At 71.4% G+C, this 19,805-nt stretch carries 22 protein-coding genes; 13 read left to right on the top strand and 9 right to left on the bottom strand.

Annotated features, from left to right (window positions below):
* Window positions 1-52: 52 nt before the first annotated feature.
* A complete protein-coding gene (locus H4696_RS33295) occupies window positions 53-547 on the bottom strand; it encodes a hypothetical protein (RefSeq protein WP_086864437.1) in 495 nt (164 codons plus the stop codon).
* Between the two features lie 304 nt (window positions 548-851).
* Here H4696_RS33295 and H4696_RS33290 point away from each other — a divergent pair, with 304 nt between their 5' ends.
* From H4696_RS33290 to H4696_RS33275, 4 genes are read left to right on the top strand one after another with little or no spacing between them, the layout of a single operon-like run.
* Window positions 852-1,499 carry an ABC transporter permease gene (locus H4696_RS33290; protein WP_086864436.1) on the top strand — a complete coding sequence of 216 codons (648 nt, stop codon included), beginning with the start codon at window positions 852-854 and terminating at the stop codon, window positions 1,497-1,499.
* Window positions 1,492-2,658: an ATP-binding cassette domain-containing protein gene (locus tag H4696_RS33285; protein ID WP_192782670.1), complete on the top strand. Its 1,167-nt coding sequence runs from the start codon at window positions 1,492-1,494 to the stop codon at window positions 2,656-2,658. The genes H4696_RS33290 and H4696_RS33285 overlap by 8 nt, the downstream gene beginning before the upstream one ends.
* Window positions 2,655-3,434 (top strand): ABC transporter permease, encoded by a 780-nt coding sequence (locus tag H4696_RS33280; RefSeq protein ID WP_192782669.1) that lies wholly within the window; start codon window positions 2,655-2,657, stop codon window positions 3,432-3,434. Before H4696_RS33285 ends, H4696_RS33280 begins: the two co-directional genes overlap by 4 nt.
* A complete protein-coding gene (locus H4696_RS33275) occupies window positions 3,431-4,399 on the top strand; it encodes a glycine betaine ABC transporter substrate-binding protein (protein ID WP_086857310.1) in 969 nt (322 codons plus the stop codon). Before H4696_RS33280 ends, H4696_RS33275 begins: the two co-directional genes overlap by 4 nt.
* 52 nt (window positions 4,400-4,451) lie before the next feature.
* On the opposite strand, the gene H4696_RS33270 is transcribed toward H4696_RS33275, so the two are convergent.
* A complete protein-coding gene (locus tag H4696_RS33270) occupies window positions 4,452-4,913 on the bottom strand; it encodes a DUF6474 family protein (protein WP_086857311.1) in 462 nt (153 codons plus the stop codon).
* Window positions 4,914-5,004: 91 nt separating this feature from the next.
* On the opposite strand from H4696_RS33270, the gene H4696_RS33265 reads away from it, so the two are divergent.
* The 3 genes from H4696_RS33265 to H4696_RS33255 all read left to right on the top strand — a co-directional run bounded on the left by H4696_RS33265 (window position 5,005) and on the right by H4696_RS33255 (window position 8,145).
* The gene (locus H4696_RS33265) at window positions 5,005-6,645 is read left to right on the top strand and encodes a TM0106 family RecB-like putative nuclease (RefSeq protein WP_169734861.1); all 1,641 of its coding nucleotides are present in this window, start codon (window positions 5,005-5,007) and stop codon (window positions 6,643-6,645) included.
* 82 nt (window positions 6,646-6,727) lie between these two features.
* Window positions 6,728-7,360: a PadR family transcriptional regulator gene (locus H4696_RS33260; RefSeq protein WP_192782668.1), complete on the top strand. Its 633-nt coding sequence runs from the start codon at window positions 6,728-6,730 to the stop codon at window positions 7,358-7,360.
* Window positions 7,361-7,491: 131 nt separating this feature from the next.
* Window positions 7,492-8,145, top strand: a complete 654-nt coding sequence (locus H4696_RS33255) for a class I SAM-dependent methyltransferase (protein WP_086857313.1) — start codon at window positions 7,492-7,494, stop codon at window positions 8,143-8,145.
* Window positions 8,146-8,192: 47 nt separating this feature from the next.
* On the opposite strand, the gene H4696_RS33250 is transcribed toward H4696_RS33255, so the two are convergent.
* Window positions 8,193-8,951 carry an SDR family NAD(P)-dependent oxidoreductase gene (locus tag H4696_RS33250; protein ID WP_086857314.1) on the bottom strand — a complete coding sequence of 253 codons (759 nt, stop codon included), beginning with the start codon at window positions 8,949-8,951 and terminating at the stop codon, window positions 8,193-8,195.
* Window positions 8,952-9,095: 144 nt separating this feature from the next.
* On the opposite strand from H4696_RS33250, the gene H4696_RS33245 reads away from it, so the two are divergent.
* The 3 genes from H4696_RS33245 (at window position 9,096) to H4696_RS33235 (ending at window position 12,707) form a co-directional block, all read left to right on the top strand.
* Complete coding sequence (locus H4696_RS33245; protein WP_086857315.1) at window positions 9,096-10,400, top strand: UDP-glucose dehydrogenase family protein; 1,305 nt, start codon at window positions 9,096-9,098, stop codon at window positions 10,398-10,400.
* Between the two features lie 119 nt (window positions 10,401-10,519).
* Complete coding sequence (locus tag H4696_RS33240) at window positions 10,520-10,912, top strand: VOC family protein (protein WP_338064871.1); 393 nt, start codon at window positions 10,520-10,522, stop codon at window positions 10,910-10,912.
* A gap of 28 nt (window positions 10,913-10,940) precedes the next feature.
* Entirely contained in the window at window positions 10,941-12,707 is a 1,767-nt protein-coding gene (locus tag H4696_RS33235) for a gamma-glutamyltransferase family protein (RefSeq protein ID WP_192782667.1), read from the top strand.
* Here H4696_RS33235 and H4696_RS33230 read toward each other — a convergent pair.
* The 6 genes from H4696_RS33230 to H4696_RS33205 form a co-directional block, all read right to left on the bottom strand.
* Window positions 12,704-13,099, bottom strand: coding sequence for a hypothetical protein (locus H4696_RS33230; protein ID WP_086858136.1), 396 nt, complete (start codon window positions 13,097-13,099; stop codon window positions 12,704-12,706). The two genes, H4696_RS33235 and H4696_RS33230, sit on opposite strands and share 4 nt — an antisense overlap.
* Window position 13,100: 1 nt before the next feature.
* The gene (locus H4696_RS33225) at window positions 13,101-13,496 is read right to left on the bottom strand and encodes a hypothetical protein (protein ID WP_086858135.1); all 396 of its coding nucleotides are present in this window, start codon (window positions 13,494-13,496) and stop codon (window positions 13,101-13,103) included.
* A 46-nt stretch (window positions 13,497-13,542) separates the two neighbouring features.
* Window positions 13,543-14,427, bottom strand: coding sequence for a VOC family protein (locus H4696_RS33220; RefSeq protein WP_086858134.1), 885 nt, complete (start codon window positions 14,425-14,427; stop codon window positions 13,543-13,545).
* Window positions 14,420-14,944, bottom strand: coding sequence for an RNA polymerase sigma factor (locus H4696_RS33215; RefSeq protein WP_086858133.1), 525 nt, complete (start codon window positions 14,942-14,944; stop codon window positions 14,420-14,422). The genes H4696_RS33220 and H4696_RS33215 overlap by 8 nt, the downstream gene beginning before the upstream one ends.
* A gap of 79 nt (window positions 14,945-15,023) precedes the next feature.
* Window positions 15,024-15,416, bottom strand: a complete 393-nt coding sequence (locus H4696_RS33210) for a hypothetical protein (protein ID WP_086858132.1) — start codon at window positions 15,414-15,416, stop codon at window positions 15,024-15,026.
* A gap of 149 nt (window positions 15,417-15,565) precedes the next feature.
* Entirely contained in the window at window positions 15,566-16,990 is a 1,425-nt protein-coding gene (locus H4696_RS33205) for an MFS transporter (RefSeq protein ID WP_086858131.1), read from the bottom strand.
* Between the two features lie 101 nt (window positions 16,991-17,091).
* Between H4696_RS33205 and H4696_RS33200 the strand changes: the two genes are divergently transcribed.
* The 3 genes from H4696_RS33200 to H4696_RS33190 all read left to right on the top strand — a co-directional run bounded on the left by H4696_RS33200 (window position 17,092) and on the right by H4696_RS33190 (window position 19,770).
* Window positions 17,092-17,922: a helix-turn-helix transcriptional regulator gene (locus H4696_RS33200; protein ID WP_086858130.1), complete on the top strand. Its 831-nt coding sequence runs from the start codon at window positions 17,092-17,094 to the stop codon at window positions 17,920-17,922.
* Between the two features lie 76 nt (window positions 17,923-17,998).
* Entirely contained in the window at window positions 17,999-19,105 is a 1,107-nt protein-coding gene (locus tag H4696_RS33195) for a sensor histidine kinase (RefSeq protein ID WP_192782666.1), read from the top strand.
* Window positions 19,102-19,770 (top strand): response regulator, encoded by a 669-nt coding sequence (locus H4696_RS33190; protein ID WP_086858129.1) that lies wholly within the window; start codon window positions 19,102-19,104, stop codon window positions 19,768-19,770. Before H4696_RS33195 ends, H4696_RS33190 begins: the two co-directional genes overlap by 4 nt.
* Window positions 19,771-19,805: the final 35 nt, after the last annotated feature.

Here is a 19,805-nt window from a genome sequence, read left to right as displayed (position 1 = left end):
AGGAAAGGGCAGCGGACCCGGGGGTCCGCTGTGTCGGGGGTGAGCTGGGGTTTCAGGAGTGGCCGGGCGGGCCGCGCCGCCCGTGGATCCGGCGCAGGTCGACGCCGACGAGGTGGTCCGGTCCGCCTACGCGGGCGGGGACGAGCGCGGGAGCCGCGGCCGGTACCGGCAGCGGGGTGAGCAGCCGGGGCAGGATCGCGCGCAGCACGGCCAGCACCGTGAGCAGCGTCGCGTCCGCGTGGGCGAGCAGGAGGGCGGTGAGCAGGGTCGCGACCGTGTGCGCGGCGAGCATGCCGGCTCCGCCGCGACCGGGCATCGCGTACATGTCGTCGTGCCCGGCGAGCGTGGTGAGCAGCAGGTGCATCACCAGCTGGGCGGCCCCGAGCAGGGTGATCGTGGCGACCGGGCCGCGGGCCTTGCGGGCCAGCGCGGTGGCCGTCCAGCCGAACAGGCCGGTGAGCAGCAGAGTCATCGCCGGGTCGGGCAGGCCGCCGTCGGCGAGCCGGTGCGCGGTGACGGAAAGTGCCGCAGTGCTCACGGCGAGCAATACACCCCGGGTGGCGCCGAGCACAGCGGGTCGCCGTGCCGGAACGCTCATGAGCAGCAGCTTAAGGGACCTGCCCCGGGGTGAGCGTGTGATCTCGTGCGGTGAGCACACACCGAGAGCACGTCCCACGCCACGCCGTGGTTCAGATCATTTCTTGCCGATCTGCGCCGGTTGGGCCACGGTGGGCGGAACCGGTAGCCGATGACGGGGGTTTGGACCGGCTGCGCGCTGGGTACTGAGCCGTCGGTCAGCAACTAGCCCGTTCGGGTGAAGGCCGGCGTGAAGGGCGGGAGAGCGGACACGGATGAACCTCTTCGACTACATCTCCGACCGGGCGAGCAAGCTCTGGTTGGAGGCCTACCTGCACACCAGCATGGTCGTGCAGTGCACGATCCTCGCCGCGGTCCTCGGCGTGCTGATCGGGATCGCGGTCTACCGCAGCCCGATCGGTTCGGCGGTGGCCACGGCGCTGGCGAGCACGATCTTGACGGTCCCGTCGTTCGCCCTCCTCGGGCTGCTGATCCCGCTTTCGGGGCTCGGACCGACGACGGCCGTGATCGCGCTGGTGCTCTACGGCCTCCTGCCGATCGTCCGGAACACCATCGTCGGGCTCGACGGCGTCGACCCGGCCATCACCGACGCCGCGCGCGGGATCGGGATGAGCCGCTTCGGCGTGCTCACGCGGGTCGAGCTGCGGCTGGCGTGGCCGGCGATCCTCACCGGCATGCGGGTGGCGACGCAGATGCTGATGGGCATCGCGGTGATCGCCGCCTACGCGAAGGGTCCGGGCTTCGGCGCCGAGGTCTTCTCCGGGCTCACCAACGCGGGGAGCACGAACTCCCTGAACCAAGCCGTCACGGGCACGGTCGGGGTGGTCATCCTCGCCCTGATCCTCGACGGCATCTACGTCCTGATCAAGCGCTTCACCGTATCTAGGGGTGTCCGTGGCTGAGAACGAGGAAGTCTCCGGCGTCGAGATCGAGCTGGAGCACGTGACGAAGCGGTACCCCGGCACCCGTGAAGCGGCGGTCGACGACTTCTCCATGGTCGTGCCCGCCGGCAAGATCGTCGTGTTCGTCGGCCCGTCCGGCTGCGGCAAGACGACGACGATGCGGATGATCAACCGGCTGGTGCAGCCGACCTCCGGCAAGATCACCATCGGCGGCGAAGACGCGCTGAAGCTCGACGTCGACACCCTGCGCCGCCGGATCGGCTACGCGATCCAGCAGGCCGGGCTGTTCCCGCACTTCACCGTCGCGCAGAACATCGGCGTGGTGCCCGGCCTGCTCGGCTGGGACAAGAAGAAGGTCAACGACCGGGTCGAGGAGATGATGGACCTGGTCGGGCTCGACCCGGCCGACTTCCGCGACCGCTTCCCGCGCCAGCTGTCCGGCGGGCAGCAGCAGCGCGTCGGCGTCGCGCGGGCGCTCGCCGCCGACCCGCCGGTGCTGCTGATGGACGAGCCGTTCGGCGCGGTCGACCCGATCACCCGCGGCAACCTGCAGGACGAGCTGCTGCGACTGCAGGACGAACTCAAGAAGACGATCGTGTTCGTCACGCACGACTTCGACGAGGCCGTGAAGCTCGGCGACAAGATCGCGGTGCTCGGCAACCAGTCGTCGATCATGCAGTACGACACCCCCGAGGCGATCCTGGCCAACCCGGCCAACGACACGGTCGCCGGGTTCGTCGGCGCGGGCGCGTCGCTGAAGCAGCTGACCCTGCTGCGGGTCCGAGACGTAGAGCTGGCACAGGACGCGCTCACCGTGACCGTCGACGAGACGCCCGCGGCGGTCCGGGAGAAGCTCGAAAAGTCCCGCAAGCACTTCGCGCTCGTGCTGGACGCGCGCCGCCGGCCGACCCGGTGGGTGCACGTCCGCGAGCTCACTTCGGCGGCTTCGCTGGCCAACCTGGGCAAGCCGCTGCGGGACATCGTCAGTCTGCAGTCGACGCTGCAGGACGCGCTCGAGGCGATGCTCGCCGAAGGCGGCTCGGTGCCGGTGACCGGCGCGCGCGGCGAGTACGCGGGCACCATCCAGCTCGACACCGTGATCGGGACCATCCAGCAGCTGCGGGACGAGCACACGAACGGTGAAGAGGTGTCCGCATGACGGCTGCCGTCGACACCGGTTTCAGCACCGAGTCCGGTTCGAAACGCGCGGAACGCGTCCGGCTGTTCGCCCAGCCCGTCGCGGTCCTGGTGATCGTCGCCGTCACGCTGATCTGGGTGTTCTCCAGCGGGCTGACCGCGACCGAGAAGGAGACGCTCAACGCGTCTTCGCTGTTCACGGCGTTGTGGGACCACCTGCTGATGACGATCGTGGTGACCGCGATCGTCGTGCTGGTCGCCGTGCCGCTCGGCGTGATCGTGACGCGGCCGTGGGCCCGTTTCCTCGCGCCGGTCTTCCTGGCGATCGCCAACATCGGCCAGGCCGCGCCCGCGCTCGGCGTGCTGGTGCTGTGGTTCATCGTCACCGGCGCGGTCGGCGGGCTGTGGGTGGCGGCGCTGCCGCTGGCCTTCTACTCGCTGCTGCCGGTGCTGCGGAACACGATGGTCGGCATCCAGCAGGTCGACGAGTCGCTGATCGACGCCGGCCGCGGCATCGGGATGTCGGCGGCCGCGGTGCTCTGGCGGGTCGAGCTGCCGCTCGCCGTGCCGCTGATCCTGGCCGGCCTGCGCACGTCGCTGGTGCTGGCGGTCGGCACGGCGACGTTCGGCATGTTCGTCAACGCCGGCGGGTTCGGCCTGCTCATCGACACCGGCTACAAGCTGAACCTGACGTCGGTGCTGGTCACCGGTTCGGTGCTGGCGGTCGCGCTGGCGCTGCTGGTGGACTGGCTGGGCGCGGTCGCCGAACAGTTCTTCGGACCGAAGGGGCTGCGATGAAACTCCGGCACATTACGGCAGTCCTCGGCGCGGCCGTGCTCGGCGCGACGCTCTCGGCGTGCGGCCTGACCGTCAACCAGGCGGTGCCCTACGACATCCGGCCGGGCACGATCGAGCCGATCCCGGCGCTGCAGGGGCTGAAGGTGACGGTGGGGTCGAAGGACTTCACCGAGAACATCATCCTGGCGTACATGGCCGAGATGGCCCTGACCGCGGCGGGCGCCGACGTCGTCGACCTGTCCGACATCAAGGGCTCCAACTCGTCGCGGCAGGCCCTGCTGTCCGGCCAGACCGACGTCACGTGGGAGTACACCGGCACCGGCTGGATCAACTACCAGGGCAACGAGCTCCCGGTGCCCGGCGGCGAAAAGGCCCAGTACGAGGCGACGGCCAAGGCGGACGAAGAGAAGTTCGGCGTCACGTGGCTGAACTACTCGCCGCTCAACGACCAGTACGCCTTCGCCGTCACCGAGGCGTACGGCGCGCAGAACAACCTGAAGACGACGTCCGACCTGGCGGCGTTCATCAAGCAGAAGCCGGACCAGGCCGTGTTCTGCCTGGAGACGGAGTTCACCAGCCGTCAGGACGGCTTCCCGGCCGCGGTCAAGGCGTACGGCTTCCAGAAGCCGACGGTGAAGAACTTCGGCATCGGCACGATCTACTCGGCGGTGGCGAGCGGCACGTGCCCGGTGGGCGAGGTCTTCACGACCGACGGCCGGATCTCGGGGCTCAACCTGCGGGTGCTGGAGGACGACAAGAAAGCGTTCCCCCAGTACAACGCGGTGGCGACGCTGCGCACGGAGTTCATCAAGGCCCACCCGGAGCTGCGCGGGCCGCTGGAGAAGGTGAGCGCGGCGATCGACAACGAGCAGATGGTCGAGCTGTGCAAGCGGGTCGACGTCGACGGCCAGGACGCGGGCAAGGTGGCCCACGACTGGATGGTCAAGAAGGGCTTCATCAAGTAGGACGACGAGAAGCCCCCGGTGCGCGGCGCCGGGGGCTTCTCGCTGTCTCGGGTCAGAGGCCCAGCCGGTGCAGCAGCTGACCTTCCAGCCGCTCCAGCTCGCCCGCCACCGCGCGGTGCACGGACTTGCGCCGCGCCGCCGGCATCCGCTCCGCCGCGCGGACCGACGCCGACAGCTGCTCCAGCGTGCCCAGCGAGTCCTTCGCGAACTCCTGGTCCGCGTTCGAAGCCTTCTCGGACTTCTGCAGTTCTCGGCAGCCCTCGGCGACGCCGGCGATGCGGGCGTGCAGGGCCGCGCCGCGGCCGGTGTACTCGCCCAGCTTGTCGACCGAGACCCCCAGCTTGCGCGCCTGGTAGCGGTCGTACGCCTCTCGCGCGGCGCCCGCCGCGCGCACGGCGAACGGCGCGACCACCGGGATCACGACCGGGCCGAGCACCTTCGCCACCGCGACCGCGTTCTTCGCCTTCTTGGGGGTGAACCTGGCTTCACCCTCGACCTTGGCCTTGCGCGCCATGGCACCTCCCTGCGACGTGTCGACGTCGAACTTACTGGTAGCCAGGGTGGCGGGCATGTCGGCTCGGCGGTGGGAAACTAGAGTGATCTCCATGCAAGGTGAGGTGGTACTCGACGCGGGCGCGGTCAGCCGCTGCCGTCGCCGTGTGCACCTCGAACACGACCCGGCGATGCGCGAGGTACCGCTTTCCCCGCCGGACCCGACCGCGCAGCAGCGGATCGACGACGCCACCGCGCACCGCGAGGACATCGTCAGCAGGCTGATGGCCGCGAACCCCGGCCACTGGGTGAAGATCGGCCGCGACCTGCCCGCCCACGAACGCGTCGAACGCACCGAGCGGGCCTTCGCCGCCGAAGCCCAGTACATCTGGGGCGCGCTGCTGCCGGTGGACCCGGCCGGGCACCGCCGCGGCGGCATCGACCTGCTCGTGCGCACCGGCCGCGGCTACGTCCCGGTGCTCGTCGTGCGCCACCGCATCACCGACCGCGGCACCGGCGCGATCGTCACCGAGCTGACCGACCTCGATCCGGGGCACCGCAAGGCCGACGACGGCCGCAAGGTCCGCTCGCAGCCGCGTGACCAGCTCCGGCTCGTGCACATCCGCCGCATGCTGCAGACGCTCGGGCAGGCCGACGAGGGCCTCGCCACCGGCGGCGTGATCGGCCTCGACGCCGACGTCGTCGTCTGGCACGACCTCGCCGCGGGCACCTGGCCCGGCGGCCGCAGCGCGCTGACCGAGTACCAGGTCCGGTTCGCCGACCGGCTCGCCATCGCCAGCGCGGCCGCGAACGGCGAGGAGCCGCTGGCCGAGCCGTCGCGCGTGCTGGAGTGCCGCCGCTGCCCGTGGTGGCCGACGTGCGAGGTGGTGCTCACCGAGAGCCGGGACGTCAGCCTCGTCGTCCGCGGCGAGGACGCCGTGGAGCTGCGCCGCGCCGGCGTGTCCACTGTGGACAAGCTGGCCGCGCTCGACCCGGCGGGCGAGCCGCCGGCGGTGAACTGGACGGGCGTCACCTTCCCGGACGCGGTCGTGCTCGCCCGCGCCTGGCTGGCCGACCTCACCCTGGTGCGCCGCGTCGAGGCGGTCGACGTGCCGCGCGGTGACGTCGAGGTCGACGTCGACATGGAGAGCTTCGGCGACGCCGGCGCGTACCTCTGGGGCTGCCTGCTGACCGGCGCCGACATCGGCGTGCCGCAGGGCTACCGCGCCTTCGCGACGTGGGATCCGCTGCCGACCGACGACGAGGCCCGCTCGTTCGCCGAGTTCTGGGCCTGGCTCACCGACGTCCGGGAGCGCACCGAAGCGGCCGGGCTGACCTTCCGCGCCTACTGCTACAACGCGCTCGCCGAGAACCGCTGGCTCTTCGGCTCCGTCGAGCGCTTCGGCGACCACCCCGGCATCCCCGTGAAGAAGGACATCCAGTCCTTTGTGGACTCCGCGGAGTGGGTCGACCTCTTCCGCAGCGTCACCGACCAGTTCCTGTGCTCCCACGGCAAGGGCCTGAAGGTGATCGCCCCGGTGGCCGGGTTCTCGTGGCGCGACCCGGAGGCGGGCGGCGAGGCGTCGATGCGGTGGTACCGCGACGCCGTGGGCATGGACGGCGAGAAGCCGGACGACGAGCAGCGCGAGCGGCTCCTGCGCTACAACGAGGACGACGTCCTCGCGACGCGGGCGCTGCGCGAGTGGATCAGCGCGCGGGCCCAGACCGAGGTCCCGTACATGTTCGACCTCTGAGGTGCTTTGTCGACTAAGACACTTGTCCGCTGACACGTCCTGCGTATACTCGTCGACGAGTACTCGTGGACGAGGAGTGGTGATGAAGCGGCGGAAGGTCGGCAACATGCTCGGCTTGGCCGTGCTGTCCGTCGTGCTCGAACGCCCCATGCACCCGTACGAGATGGCGGCCCTGCTCAAGCGGCGCGGCAAGGACGCCGACCTGCCGATCAAGTGGGGCTCGCTCTACACGGTCGTCGCGAACCTCGAAAAGCACGGGTTCATCGAGGCCGTCGAGAGCGTCAAGGACGGCGGGCGGCCCGAGCGGACCGTCTACCGGATCACCCCGGCCGGCCGTGCCGAGTTCGAGGACTGGGTCCGCGAGCTCGTCGGCACGCTCGACCCGGAACCCCCGCGGTTCCGGTCCGGGCTGTCGATGATGGGCGTCCTCGGCCCGGACCAGGCGATCAACGAGCTCCGGCGGCGGCTCGGCCGGCTCGAGGACCGGGCCGGGAAGCAACGGGCCGCGCTCGACCGGCTGCGTCCGCTGATGCCGCGGGTGTTCCTGATCGAGGTCGAATACGACATCGCGATGACGGAGGCCGAGGCGCGCTGGGTGCGCGGCTTCCTCGACGAACTGACCAGCGGCTCCCTGCCCGGCACGCAGGCCTGGCGGCGCTGGTACGAGACCGGCGAACTCCCGGCTGACCTGGGGGAGTTCGTGGAAGAGAGATAGCACGGACCCCGGGTGGTGCTGGCACACCGCCCGGGGTCCTCGACCCCGAACCGAGCACGCCCGGCCCCGAGGTGGCACGAAAAGGATAACCGGGCGGCTCTTCGGTTCGGCACACCGAAGAGGAGAGATCCATGGAGACGACCCGCAAGCACAAAGTGCCCGAGATGGAAGGCCGGCAGGCGCGCTGGTACGCCAAGAACCGCGGCACCGAGGCGCAGCTCGCGCAGTACCGGCGGCAGGCGGCCGAGACGACGGCCGGGCTGGCGGACGGCGCCGAGATCCTGGAGGTGGCGCCCGGGCCCGGCTTCTTCGCCGTCGAGCTGGCGAAGCGCGGCTTCCGCGTCACCGGGCTGGACATCAGCCACACGATGGTCGAGATCGCCCGGGAAACCGGCGCCGGCCTGGAGATCGACTTCCGCCAGGGGGACATCACGCACGCGCCCTTCGCCGACGAGTCGTTCGACTTCGTGGTCTGCCAGGCCGCGTTCAAGAACTTCCGGCAGCCGGTGGCCGCGTTGAACGAAATGCACCGGGTGCTGCGCCTGGGCGGGCACGCGGTGATCCACGACCTCAACCACGAGGCCACCGGCGCGGACATCGGCCGCGAGGTCGCGTCGATGAACGTCGGCGTGGTCAGCGGCTTCACCGTCCGGCAGACGCTCGGCTGGCTGCGGCGCCGCGCGTTCACCCCGGCGCAGTTCGAGGAGCTGGCCGCGCAAAGCGCGTTCGGCGGCTGCTCGGTCACCACGAACGGCATCGGCCTGGAAGTCCGCCTCGCCCGCTGACCGCCCCAGGGCGGCACTTTCGTAGGGAAAGTGCCGCCCTTCGCGGGTCAGCGCGGGGCCATGCGGAGCGAGCCGTCCATGCGGACGACCTCGCCGTTCAGGTAGTCGTGGTCGATCAGCGAGAGCGCGAGCTGCGCGTACTCGTCCGGCCGCGCGAGGCGCTTCGGGAACGGGATGCCGGCGGCGAGCGCCGCGCGGAACTCGTCGCTGACCGTGGCCAGCATCGGGGTGTCCACGATGCCCGGCGCGATGGTCAGCACGCGGATGCCGTGCGAGGCCAGGTCGCGCGCGGCCGGGAGGGTCATCCCGACGACGCCGCCCTTGGACGACGAGTAGGCGACCTGCCCGATCTGGCCGTCGAACGCGGCGATCGACGCGGTGTTGATGATGACGCCGCGGGCGTCGTCCGCGAGCGGCTCGGTCTTGGCGATCGCCTCGGAGGCGACGGTCAGCACGGTGAACGTGCCGATCAGGTTGATCTGGATGACCTTCGCGTACAGCGCGAGGTCGTGGCGGCCCTTCTTGGACAGGATCCGCGCGGACGGCCCGATGCCGGCGCAGTTCACCACGGTCCGCAGCGGGACGCCGGCGCCCGAAGCCGTCGCGACGGCCGCCTCGACCTGCTCGACGTCGGTGACGTCGGCCTCGACGTAGGTGATGCCGTCGACCTGCTCGGCCTTCTCGATCGACTGCGCCAGGTCGAGCGCGAACACCTTCGCGCCCTTGGCGGCGAGCGCCTTCGCCGTGGCTCCGCCGAGGCCCGACGCGCCACCCGTGACGAGCGCCGCGGTGTCCGTGATCTGCATCTGTGCCGTTCCCTTCGCTGCTCCGGTTCGCGGTCTGTAGGTTAACGCTCGTTCGCACGCGCGGTTCGTGTCTTCGCTCACCGCTCTCGGGGGCGTCTGTTTCCGTTAGCGTCGTGGTCAACTCCGGCTGTCACCTTCAGCACCATGACGCCAGCTCGGATCGTGGTGGTAGGTACCGGTTACGTCGGCTTGACCACGGGGGCGTGCCTGGCCGGCCTGGGGCATTCCGTCACCTGCGTGGACGTCGATCGCGCGAAGGTGTCCCGGCTGAGCGCGGGCCGCGTCGACATCCTCGAACCCGGGCTCGCCGACCTGGTCACCCGCGGCCTCGCCGCCGGGCGCCTCCAGTTCGTCGTCGGCGCGCGGGACGCGGTCCGTGACGCGCAGGCTGTGTTCCTGTGCGTGCCGACGCCGATGGGCGCCGGCGGCTCCGCGGACCTGCGCGCGGTCGAGGCGGTGACCGCCGAGATCGGTGACGTCCTGCCCGCCGGGTGCGCGCTGGTCACCAAGTCGACCGTGCCGGTCGGCACGTCGGAGCGGATCCAGGCGATGCTCGGCCGGCCCGACGTGCCGGTGGTGTCGAACCCCGAGTTCCTCCGCGAAGGCACCGCGGTCGCGGACTTCCTCGGCCCGGACCGGATCGTCGTCGGGTCGGCCGACCTCGCCGCCGCGCGCTGGGTCGGCGAGCTGTACGCCGAGCTGGCCGCGCCGGTCGTCGTCGCCGACGCGGCGAGCGCCGAACTCGTGAAGTACGCCGCGAACTGCTACCTCGCGCTGAAGCTGTCCTACGTCAACTCGATCGCCGAGCTGTGCGAACGCCTCGGCGCGGACATCACGCTGGTCACCGAGGGCATGGGCTACGACCGGCGGATCGGCCGGACGTTCCTCAAGCCGGGCCCGGGCTGGGGCGGCTCGTGCCTGCCGAAGGACACCATCGCGCTGGTCAAGGTGGCCGAGTCGGTGAACTACGACTTCAAGATGCTGACCTCGGCCATCGACGAGAACATCGCCCAGCGCGACCGGATCGTCGCGAAGATCGCCGGCGCGGTCGGCGGCACGCTGGCCGGCGCCCGGATCGGCCTGCTCGGCCTGGCGTTCAAGGCGGGCACCAACGACCTGCGCGACTCGCCCGCGCTCGCCGTGGCCTCGGTGCTGGGCGCGCTCGGCGCGGAGCTGACCGCCTACGACCCGGCGGTCGACGGCGGGCTCGACGGGATGACCGTCGTCGACGACGCCTACCAGGTCGCGAAGGACGCGGACGTCGTCGTGGTGCTGACCGAATGGGCCGAGTTCAAGCACCTCGACTGGGCCGCGATGGCCGAGCTCATGGACGGCATCGACGTCGTCGACACGCGCAACCTGCTCGACCCGCGGGTGCTCGTCGAGGCCGGGCTGGCCTGGCAGGGCGTCGGGCGGCCACGGGCGGCGGCGCGAATCAAGGTTTCTTGACGCCGCCCTCTTGGCTAAGGTGATCAGCACGGCATCGCGTGTCGGTCACCGGCTGGGTGAGGCATGGAGGTGGCGGGAGTGCCCGTGGAGGCATTTCAACCGTGTCAGTTTCCGTTGAGTTGAACCATCTGATCGTCCCGTCCCGGAACAACCGGGAATCCGCCGAATTCCTGGCGAACCTGCTCGGCCTCGAAGTCGGGGAGGAATGGGGCCCGTTCGTCCCGGTCGAGACCCGCAACGGGGTCCGCCTGGACTTCGCGTCCGTCCCCGAAGAGGACCTTCGCCTGCAGCACTACTGCTTCCTGATCCCGGAGGACGACTTCGACGCCGTCTTCGCGCGGCTCGTCGAAACCGGCGTGACCTACCACGCCGACCCGATGGGGAAGCAGGTCGGCGAAATCAACCACAACCACGGCGGCCGTGGCGTGTACTTCCTCGATCCCGGCGGCAACGGGATGGAGATCATCACGCAGCCGTACGAGCCGGAACGGCGACGTCCGACGGCTTGGTAATTCGTTAGCGTTGCGTACTATCGGGGGCATGTTCACGACGCGGCCGGAGCTGGCCGGCACCTTCGGGATGGTGGCATCGACGCACTGGCTGGCCTCGGCCACCGGGATGGCGGTGCTGGAAGACGGCGGCAACGCGTTCGACGCGGCGGTCGCCGCCGGGTTCGTCCTGCAGGTCGCCGAGCCGCACCTCTGCGGCCCGGCGGGCCAGGTGCCCGGCCTCTTCGTGACAGCGGACGACCCGACCCCGCGGGCGCTGGCCGGTCAAGGCCCGTCGCCCGCGGGGGCCACCGCTTCACATTTCGCCGAATTGGGGCTCGACCTGATCCCCGGCAGCGGCCTGCTCCCGGCGACCGTCCCGGGCGCGTGGGACAGCTGGTTGCTGCTACTTCGCGACTACGGCACGAAGTCGCTTCGCACGGTGCTGTCCTACGCGATCGGGTACGCCCGCAACGGCGTCCCGCTGGTGTCGCGGGTTTCGGACACGATCAGCGCGGTCTCCGGCTTGTTCACCGAGCACTGGCCGACGTCGGCGGCGCTGTGGCTGCCCGGCGGCAAGCCGGCTTCGGGCCTGCACAAGAACCCGGCGCTGGCCGACACCTGGGAACGGCTGCTGCGCGAAGCCGAAGCCGTCTCGGGCCGCGAAGCGCAGCTCGACGCGGGACGTCGGGCCTGGTCGCAGGGGTTCGTCGCGGAGGAGATCGACGCGTTCAGCCGCCAGGCTTTCCGCGACGACTCCGGCCGCGAGCACGCGGGCCTGCTGACCGGCGACGACCTGGCGTCGTGGTCGGCGTCGTACGAAGACCCGGCGTTCGTGGACGTCGACGATTGGCGCCTGGTCAAGATGGGCGGCTGGACGCAGGGCCCCGCACTGCTCCAGCAAGCGCTCCTCCTGCACGGCTTCCGCGACGAACTGTCCTTTGTGGACGGAGTCGCCTCGGAGCGCACGGTGCACCTCGCGACCGAAGCGGCGAAGCTGGCCTTCGCCGACCGCGAGGCGTGGTACGGCGACACCGACGTCCCCCTCGACGTCCTGCTGTCGGCGTCGTACACGGATTCGCGGCGGGCGTTGATCACCGACACGGCGTCCGCTTCCCTCCGCCCGGGCGACGCCCGTGGTCCCGCCCGCCTCCCGGCGATCCTGGACTCGCTGCAAGGACTGCGGGCCGAGGGCGGCGCGACCGGCGAGCCGACGGTCGGCCCGCAGGGCCAGACCCGCGGCGACACGGTCCACCTCGACGTCGTCGACGCGGCGGGCAACCTGGTGTCCCTGACCCCGTCCGGCGGCTGGCTGCAGTCCAGCCCGACCATCCCGTCGCTGGGCTTCTGCCTGGACTCCCGCGGCCAGATGTTCTGGCTGGAGCAGGGCCTCCCGAATTCGCTGGCCCCGCGCAAGCGCCCCCGGATCACGCTGTCGCCGTCCCTTGCCCTGCGCGACGGCGTTCCCACGCTGGCGTTCGGCACCCCGGGCGGCGACCAGCAGGACCAGTGGCAGCTGTGCTTCTGGCTCGCCCACGTCTACGGCGGCCTGAACCTCCAGGAGTCGATCGACGCGCCGGCCTGGCACACGACGGCGTTCCCGAGCTCGTTCTACCCGCGCTCCTGGAACCCGCGCGAGCTGGTGGTGGAGTCCCGCCTCGGCGAGTCCACTTTGGATGGCCTGCGCGCCCGCGGCCACGAGGTGGTGGACGCGGGCGACTGGGCCCTGGGCCGGTTGTCGGCGGTGTCCCGCTCGGACGGCCTCCTCCGGGCGGCGGCGAACGCCCGGGGAATGCAGGGCTACGCGGCCGGGCGCTAGAGAGGCAGCGACGCCCAGCCGCCACCCTCGGCGAGCAAAGTACGGACGCCCTGGGCGTGGTCGGCGAACCCGGCGAGATCCCGGTGCAGCAGCTCGGCCCGTTCGTCGTCGAGCGGCAGGGTGTCGCCCTGCCACAGCTTCCACGTCCAGCCGGCGGCGAGGTACATCGACCGCAGCAACGCGGCGACCTCGGCGGCCTGCGAACCCCCGGCCGCCAGATAGCCGGCGAGGATCTCCTCGCAGGCGCCCATCAGCTCCCGCAGCCCCCGCACCGCCTCGGCGGGGGTGCCGTCCCAGCCGGGACGGGGCCACGCGCTCGACCCGAGTTCGAGCCACAACCGCCACCCGGCGGTCAGCTCGTCGTGGTCACGCGGCACCCATCGCCCGGCCATGTCAAAGCCGCAACGAGGTCCAGCCGCCGCCTTCGGCGAGCAACGTGCGCACGCCGGCGGCGTGGTCGGCGAACCCGGCGAGGTCACCGTGCAGCAACGCCATCCGCTCGTCGTCGAGCGGTGTGGTGTCGCCGGCCCACAGCTCGCGGATCCAGCTCGCGGACAGGTGCATCGACCGGATCAGCCCGGCGACCTCCGCGTCGGCCGAGCCACCCGAGGCCAGGTAGTCGGTGAGGATCCGGTCGCAGGCGTCGAGCAGCTCGCACAGGCCGCGCACGGCTTCGTCGGGGCTGCCGTCCCAGTCCGGCCGGGGCCAGGCGCCCGACCCGAGTTCGAGCCACAACCGCCACCCGGCGGCCAGCTCGTCGTGGTCACGCGGCATCCATTGCCCGGCCATGCTTCCGAGTGTGCGCCCGAACGCACGGCCCGGCGGATGGGATTGCTCACTTCCCGGGCTTTTCCCACAGCCAGAACTCGATGCCCTGGTTGTCGACGCAGTCCGCGGTGGTCCCGTAGGGGTGGTTCTCCACCTCGCCCGCCCGGCCGCCCTGCTCGCGCACCCGCGTCAACGCCGCTTCGAGGTTGTCGACCGCGTACATCAGCTTCCAGCCCACCTGCCGGTCGCCGGCCCACAACCCGCCCTCGAGGCCCGGCCCCGAGAAGCCCCACGCGTCGGACACCGAGCCCGGCGTGAACTGCCAGCCCAGCACCGCGCCGTAGAACGACTTCGCGGGCTCGGCTTCCGGGACCTGGAACGTGAAGTACATGGCCTCGCCGTGGCGCGCGGGCTTCGGGCCCGCCGCCGGGGACGCGGCCTGCGAGACCAGCCAGCGCTGGCCGAACGGGTCGCGGAACGAGCCACCCCGGCCGTACGGCGAATCGCTCACCGCGCGGATCAGCGTCGCCCCGCGCTCCAGCGCCCGGGCCACCGACACGTCCGGGTCCGGCACCTCGACCCGCACCGACGCGCCGCCCTCGCGCGGTGCGACGTGGCCGATCTCGGGGTATTCCTCGGCGAGCATCAGCACGGCGTCGCCGATGGCCAGCTCGGCGTGCCCGATGCGGCCGTCGTCCATCAGGATCGGGTCGCCGCGGCGGACGGCGCCGAACACCTCGACGTAGAAGTCGAGGGCGGCGCGCGCGTCGGACACCGCGAGGTACGGCGTCAGCGAACGCAGTTCCGCCGCGACGGCGGGGGCTTCGGTCGTGGTCATGTCGGCTCCGTTCAAGATCGAGCGGCGCAGGTTGTCGCGCAGCTCGGCGGCGAAGTCCGGGTCGGGTTCGACCCGTGCGGAGGGACGGCGGAGCGCGTCGAACGGCTCAGGCATCGCGACCCTCCTTCTCTTCGTAGGCGCGCCGGAACGCGGCGCGGGCCCGCACGAGCAACGCCTCGGTGGCGTGCACGCTCCGGCCCAGGTGGCCGGCGACCTCGGGCACCCCGAGGCCGTCGACGTACCGGAGGGTCAGCGCGGCCCGGTGGTGCGGGCCGAGCGAGTCGAGCACCTGTCTCGCGCGCAGGGCGTCGAGCTGCTCGTCCCACGGGTCTTCGACGTCCGGCTCGCTGTCGTGCACGAGCCGCAAGCCGCGTTCCTCGCGTTCTTTGCGCCGCCAGTGGTCGGCGAGCTTGTGCCGGGCGACGCCGATCAGCCACCCGGTGCTCACTGGAGGTGCGTACTCCTTGCGACAGGCGGCGACCGCGCCGAGGAACGTCTCGGACGTCAGCTCCTCGGCGAGCGTGCGGTCGCCGCAGCGGGACAGCAGGTACCCGTAGACCTCCGGCAGCGCGGTCTCGTAGAGGCCGAGCAGCGCGAAGGCCGGGTCCGGTCGTACCCGAGGTTCCGTCACACCCTCATAGTCGTCCGGCGCGCGGCTTTTCCGACGGGTCGATCCGGAGTTTTTTTCGACGCCGGGGTGGAGCGGGGGGTCAGAGCGCCACGTGGATCGGACCGGTCGAAATCGGGTCCGGTGTCGCGTGGAACGTGTTGCCCGTCGCGTCCGAGACGTTGGTGCCGGCGTACGTGACGGACTGCAGGAACAGCGTCTGGCCGCTCGGGCAGGAGAAGCTTCCCTGGCTCGGCGGGCCGGCACTCAGGCTGCCGGTCGTCTGCCCGTTGCGCACCGGGAAGGTGCCCGAGACGACCAGCGACGTCGACACGGTCTCCTTGTTCCCGGCCTTCGGGTGGTTGCCGCCGTTGTTGAAGCACTGGTAGACCGCCGTCGCGGTGTCGACGGTGAGCGTGATCTGGACGCTCGTCGTGCCGGTGCCGAGACCGGCGTCCTTGAACGACGTCGTGAGCGCCCCAGTGGTGGTGCTCACGCTGTTGTGAAGAACGCCGAGACGGCCACGGCGATTATGCGGCGCAGCATTCTCTTTCTCCCTTTCGGGTTACCGGGGTAATGGGGATTGTTCGGCGCGCTCACCCCGTTCGCGGGGTGGGCCACCGGGCCGGTGTGCCGGGCGGAGTTTCACACTCGCGGGTCCGGCAACCGCCGTCCGGTGATCGCGACGATCGCCGCCAGCAGCGCCACCACCCCGATCACCAGCGCGAAGGCGTCCCGGCTGCCCAGCGAGCCCGAAAGCGCCGCGTACAGGCTCCCCAACGTCGCCACCCCGAGCGCCAGCGACGTCTGCTGGTTGGTCGTCATCACGCCCGACCCGACCCCGGCCAGGTCCGTCGGCACGTGCGACAGGACGATCCGGAACAGCGTCGTCATCGCCAGCGCGTTGCCGACGCCGATCGCCACCATCGACGGCGCCAGGTCGAGCACGGTCACGTGCGGCCAGGTCGACAGCGTCGTGCACAGCAGCGCCACCATGCCGATCGCCGTGATCGCGCCGCCCACCGGGACGACCTTCTGGCCGTAGCGCGCCACCAGGCGGCTGCTCAGCATCGACACCGTGAAGTACGCGACGGCCAGCGGCGTCAGCGCGACACCGGCGCCGAGCGGCCCGAAGTGCAGGCCTTCCTGCAGCGTCATCGCGTAGACGAACATGAACGAACCGAACGCGGCGAAGAACGGGATCGCCACCATCAGCCCGCGCCGGACGCTCGGCAGCCGCAGCACCGACGGCGGCAGCAGCGGCGTGCCGCCGGTCCGCTCCAGGCGGCGTTCCACGTGCACCAGCGCCGCGGCCGCGAACGGGAACACGGCGAGCAACGCGATCGTCCACGCCGGCCAGCCCAGCGCCCGGCCTTCCATCAGCGGGACCAGCAACGACAGCAGCGTCACGGCCAGCAGCAGCGTGCCGAGCCGGTCGACGCCCAGCGGGTTGTGCGCGCGGCTCTCCGGCAGGCGGCGGGCCAGTACCAGTACCACCAGGCCGATGGGCACGTTCACCAGGAAGATCGGCCGCCAGCCGCTGCCGAGCAGGTCCGCGGCCACCAGGCCGCCGCCGAGGAGCTGGCCGACGACCGTCGAGAGGCCGCCGGTGGCGCCGAACAGTCCCAGCGCGCGGGACCGCTCTTCGCCGGACGTCGTCGCCTGGATGATCGAGAGCACCTGCGGCAGCAGCAACGCCGACGCCGCCCCCTGCGCGGCGCGGGCGATCACCAGCGTGCCGGCCGTCGGCGCGAGTCCGCAGGCCAGGGACGTCAGCGTGAACAGCCAGAGGCCCCAGAAGAACAGCCGCCGCCTGCCGAAGGAGTCGCCGAGGCGGCCGCCGACCACCAGCAGCACCGCGTACGCGATGCCGTAGGCGGCGACCACCAGTTCCAGGGTCGCGGTGGACGCGTGCAGGTCGGCGTTAATGGTCGGCAGCGCGACGTTGACGATGAAGAAATCGATGATCGGCAGCGCCGCCCCCAGTAGCACCGTGACCAGGCCGGCGGGGGTCAACCCAGGCCGAAATTGGGCTCCGGCCGAGGTCGGCGCGGGTTCAGTCGTGGTCATGGGTACTACGATCGACCCGGATTTAAACTGGTACCAGTTGCTGTTCATCCTGGTACTGCCACTACCTGGTACCAGGTTCGCGGGCGTGCCATCCTGGCACCATGACCACCGCCGTCGAATCCGAACTGCGCCGCCAGGAGCTGGCGAGGTTCCTGCGCAGCCGGCGCGAGCGGATCACGCCCGAGCAGGTCGGGCTCCCGATCCTGGGCCGCCGCCGGACGCCGGGGCTGCGCCGCGAAGAGGTCGCGCAGCTCGCCGGCGTCGGGGTCACCTGGTACACGTGGCTGGAGCAGGGCCGCGACATCAACGCGTCCGAGCAGGTGCTGCAGGCGATCGCCCGCACGCTGCGGCTCGACCCGCACGAGCACACCCACCTCTTCCGGCTGGCCGGCGCGCCCGAGCCCGAGGGCGAGAAGGACTGCCAGGTCATCACGCCGTCGATGGAGCTGATGCTCGAGAAGCTGGAGCCGTACCCGGTCGCCGTCCGCAACGCGCGCTGCGACCTGCTCGCCTACAACCGCGGCTACACCTGGCTGATGGGCGACGTCGACTCGATCCCGTTCGCCGACCGCAACACCCTGGTCCAGTGCCTGCTCAACCCCGAATGGCGCGCCCGGATGCTGGACTGGGAGACGAACATCCCGCGCGTGATCGCCTCCTTCCGCGCGGCGATGGCCGACCACGTCGCCGAGCCCGCGTGGAAGCAGCTGGTCAAGCGGCTCAAGGCGGAGTCACCGCTGTTCGCCGAGCTCTGGCCGCACCACGACGTCAACTCGGAGCCGATCCGCACCAAGCGCTACCTGCACCCGGACGTCGGGCTGCTGCGGTTCAACTTCACCTACCTCTACTACGGCCGCCGCTCGGAGATCACCGTGTCGACCTACACCCCGGCCGACGAGGAGACCGCGGCGAAGCTGCCGCTCGTGTTCTGACTACGGCGTACGGCGTACGCGAGGAGTCGCTCCGAGGCGGACGCGGCCCGGCTCCGCGACCGGTAGTTTTCGCGGCATGAGATGGCCGCCGTGGGTGGGGCGCGTGGTGCGCACCGTCGTCGTGACCGGGTTCGTGCTCGGGGCGACGAGCGGTGCGTCGCGCTGGCAGCCCGGCGCTACGCCGATGACGCCGGCCGCGGCCGCGTGGCTCGCCGCCACCGGGCTGACGCTGCTGCTCGTCCACCGCTTCCCGCTGATGATCTTCCTGGTCACGACGGCGTCGGCGTTCGGCTACTACGCCTCCGGGCTGCCCGGCGGGCCGGTCATCCTCGTCCCGACCGTCGCGCTCTTCCTGCTCACCCGGCAACGCGGGCCGCTGACCGCCGGCATCACCGGGTCCGCCGCGCTGACCGTGCTCTACCTGGTCCACATCGTGACGTCGGGGTCGTTCGCGCTGGAGTTCGGCGCCGGCTTCCTCGTCGTCTGGCTGGTCGCGGTGATCGGGGTCGGCACCGCCGTGCGGTACCAGCTCGACGCGCTCGCCGCCCGCCGCGAGCAGGCCGACGAGCACCGCCACCGGCTCGCCGAGCAGGAGCGGCTGCGCATCGCCCGCGAGGTCCACGACGTCGTCGCGCACAGCCTCGCCATGATCAACGTCCAGGCCGGCGTCGCCGCGCACGTCGCCGACCGGCGGCCGGAGCAGGCGAAGGAGGCGCTGCTGAACATCAAGGCGGCCAGCGCGTCCGCGCTCAAGGACCTGCGCGCGACCCTGGCCGTGCTGCGCTCGGGCGAGGACAAGGCACCCGCGCCGAGCCTCGCCCAGGCCGGTGAGCTGCTGGACCACGCCCGCGACGCCGAGCTGGCGGTCGACGTCCACGGCGAGCCGGGCGACCTCCCGGCGCCGGTCGACGCGGCCGCGTACCGGATCCTCCAGGAGTCGCTGACCAACGTCGTCCGGCACGCCGACCAGCCGTCCCGCGTCGACATCCGGTTCGACCGGCGACCGGGCGCCTTCACGCTGAAGGTGCGTGACGACGGCCGCGGCACCGCCCGGCCGACGCCCGGCCACGGCCTGCGGGGCATGGGCGAACGCGCCGCGGCGCTCGGCGGCCGGTGCACCGCCGGGCCGGTCGACGGCGGTTTCGAAGTGTGCGTCGAGCTACCGATCGAGGGGGAAGCATGATCCGCGTCCTGCTGGCCGACGACCAGGTCCTGGTCCGCGCCGGGTTCCGCGTGCTCCTGGAGACCGAGGACGGCTTCGAGGTGTGCGGGGAGGCGGGCGACGGCGACCAGGCCGTCGCGCTCGCCATCGAGCACCACCCGGACATCGTCGTGATGGACGTCCGGATGCCGGGCGTCGACGGCCTCGAAGCGACCCGCCGGATCACCGCGAACCCCGATCTCGCCGGGACGAAGGTGCTGGTGCTCACCACGTTCGACGTCGACGAGTACGTCTACGAAGCCCTGCGCGCCGGCGCGAGCGGGTTCCTGCTGAAGGACACCGAGCCGGTCGAGCTGCTGCGCGCGCTGCGGGTGGTCGCGAGCGGCGAGGCGCTGCTGGCGCCGACCGTCACGCGGCGGCTGATCCAGGAGTTCGTCGGCCGCCCGGAGAACCGGCGCGTCGACACCAGCGCAGTCCGCGAGATCACCGACCGCGAACGCGAGGTCCTCGCGCTCGTCGCGGGCGGGATGTCGAACGACGAAATCGCCGCCCACCTGGTGATCTCGACGGCCACCGCGCGCACCCACGTCAGCCGCATCATGACGAAGATCGGCGCGCGCGACCGGGCCCAGCTGGTGGTGCTGGCCTACGAGTCGGGCCTGGTCAGCCCGCGTCGGCCCGCCTGACCCGGCGCACCACCCGCACGGCCCGCACCAGGAAC

The organism is Amycolatopsis lexingtonensis, from assembly GCF_014873755.1.
Lineage (GTDB): Bacteria > Actinomycetota > Actinomycetes > Mycobacteriales > Pseudonocardiaceae > Amycolatopsis > Amycolatopsis lexingtonensis.
Note: the sequence above shows the minus strand (reverse complement) of the source record. Positions and strands in the feature narration are given on the sequence as shown.

Coding starts and splice junctions, on each gene's coding strand:
- H4696_RS33260 (WP_192782668.1), top strand. CDS start 6,728: ATGAAGCGGCGGAAGGTCGGCAACATGCTCGGCTTGGCCGTGCTGTCC.
- H4696_RS33230 (WP_086858136.1), bottom strand. CDS start 13,099: ATGGCCGGGCGATGGGTGCCGCGTGACCACGACGAGCTGACCGCCGGG.
- H4696_RS33290 (WP_086864436.1), top strand. CDS start 852: ATGAACCTCTTCGACTACATCTCCGACCGGGCGAGCAAGCTCTGGTTG.
- H4696_RS33280 (WP_192782669.1), top strand. CDS start 2,655: ATGACGGCTGCCGTCGACACCGGTTTCAGCACCGAGTCCGGTTCGAAA.
- H4696_RS33195 (WP_192782666.1), top strand. CDS start 17,999: ATGAGATGGCCGCCGTGGGTGGGGCGCGTGGTGCGCACCGTCGTCGTG.
- H4696_RS33245 (WP_086857315.1), top strand. CDS start 9,096: ATGACGCCAGCTCGGATCGTGGTGGTAGGTACCGGTTACGTCGGCTTG.
- H4696_RS33205 (WP_086858131.1), bottom strand. CDS start 16,990: ATGACCACGACTGAACCCGCGCCGACCTCGGCCGGAGCCCAATTTCGG.
- H4696_RS33200 (WP_086858130.1), top strand. CDS start 17,092: ATGACCACCGCCGTCGAATCCGAACTGCGCCGCCAGGAGCTGGCGAGG.
- H4696_RS33250 (WP_086857314.1), bottom strand. CDS start 8,951: ATGCAGATCACGGACACCGCGGCGCTCGTCACGGGTGGCGCGTCGGGC.
- H4696_RS33225 (WP_086858135.1), bottom strand. CDS start 13,496: ATGGCCGGGCAATGGATGCCGCGTGACCACGACGAGCTGGCCGCCGGG.
- H4696_RS33255 (WP_086857313.1), top strand. CDS start 7,492: ATGGAGACGACCCGCAAGCACAAAGTGCCCGAGATGGAAGGCCGGCAG.
- H4696_RS33275 (WP_086857310.1), top strand. CDS start 3,431: ATGAAACTCCGGCACATTACGGCAGTCCTCGGCGCGGCCGTGCTCGGC.
- H4696_RS33220 (WP_086858134.1), bottom strand. CDS start 14,427: ATGCCTGAGCCGTTCGACGCGCTCCGCCGTCCCTCCGCACGGGTCGAA.
- H4696_RS33235 (WP_192782667.1), top strand. CDS start 10,941: ATGTTCACGACGCGGCCGGAGCTGGCCGGCACCTTCGGGATGGTGGCA.
- H4696_RS33265 (WP_169734861.1), top strand. CDS start 5,005: ATGCAAGGTGAGGTGGTACTCGACGCGGGCGCGGTCAGCCGCTGCCGT.
- H4696_RS33270 (WP_086857311.1), bottom strand. CDS start 4,913: ATGGCGCGCAAGGCCAAGGTCGAGGGTGAAGCCAGGTTCACCCCCAAG.
- H4696_RS33190 (WP_086858129.1), top strand. CDS start 19,102: ATGATCCGCGTCCTGCTGGCCGACGACCAGGTCCTGGTCCGCGCCGGG.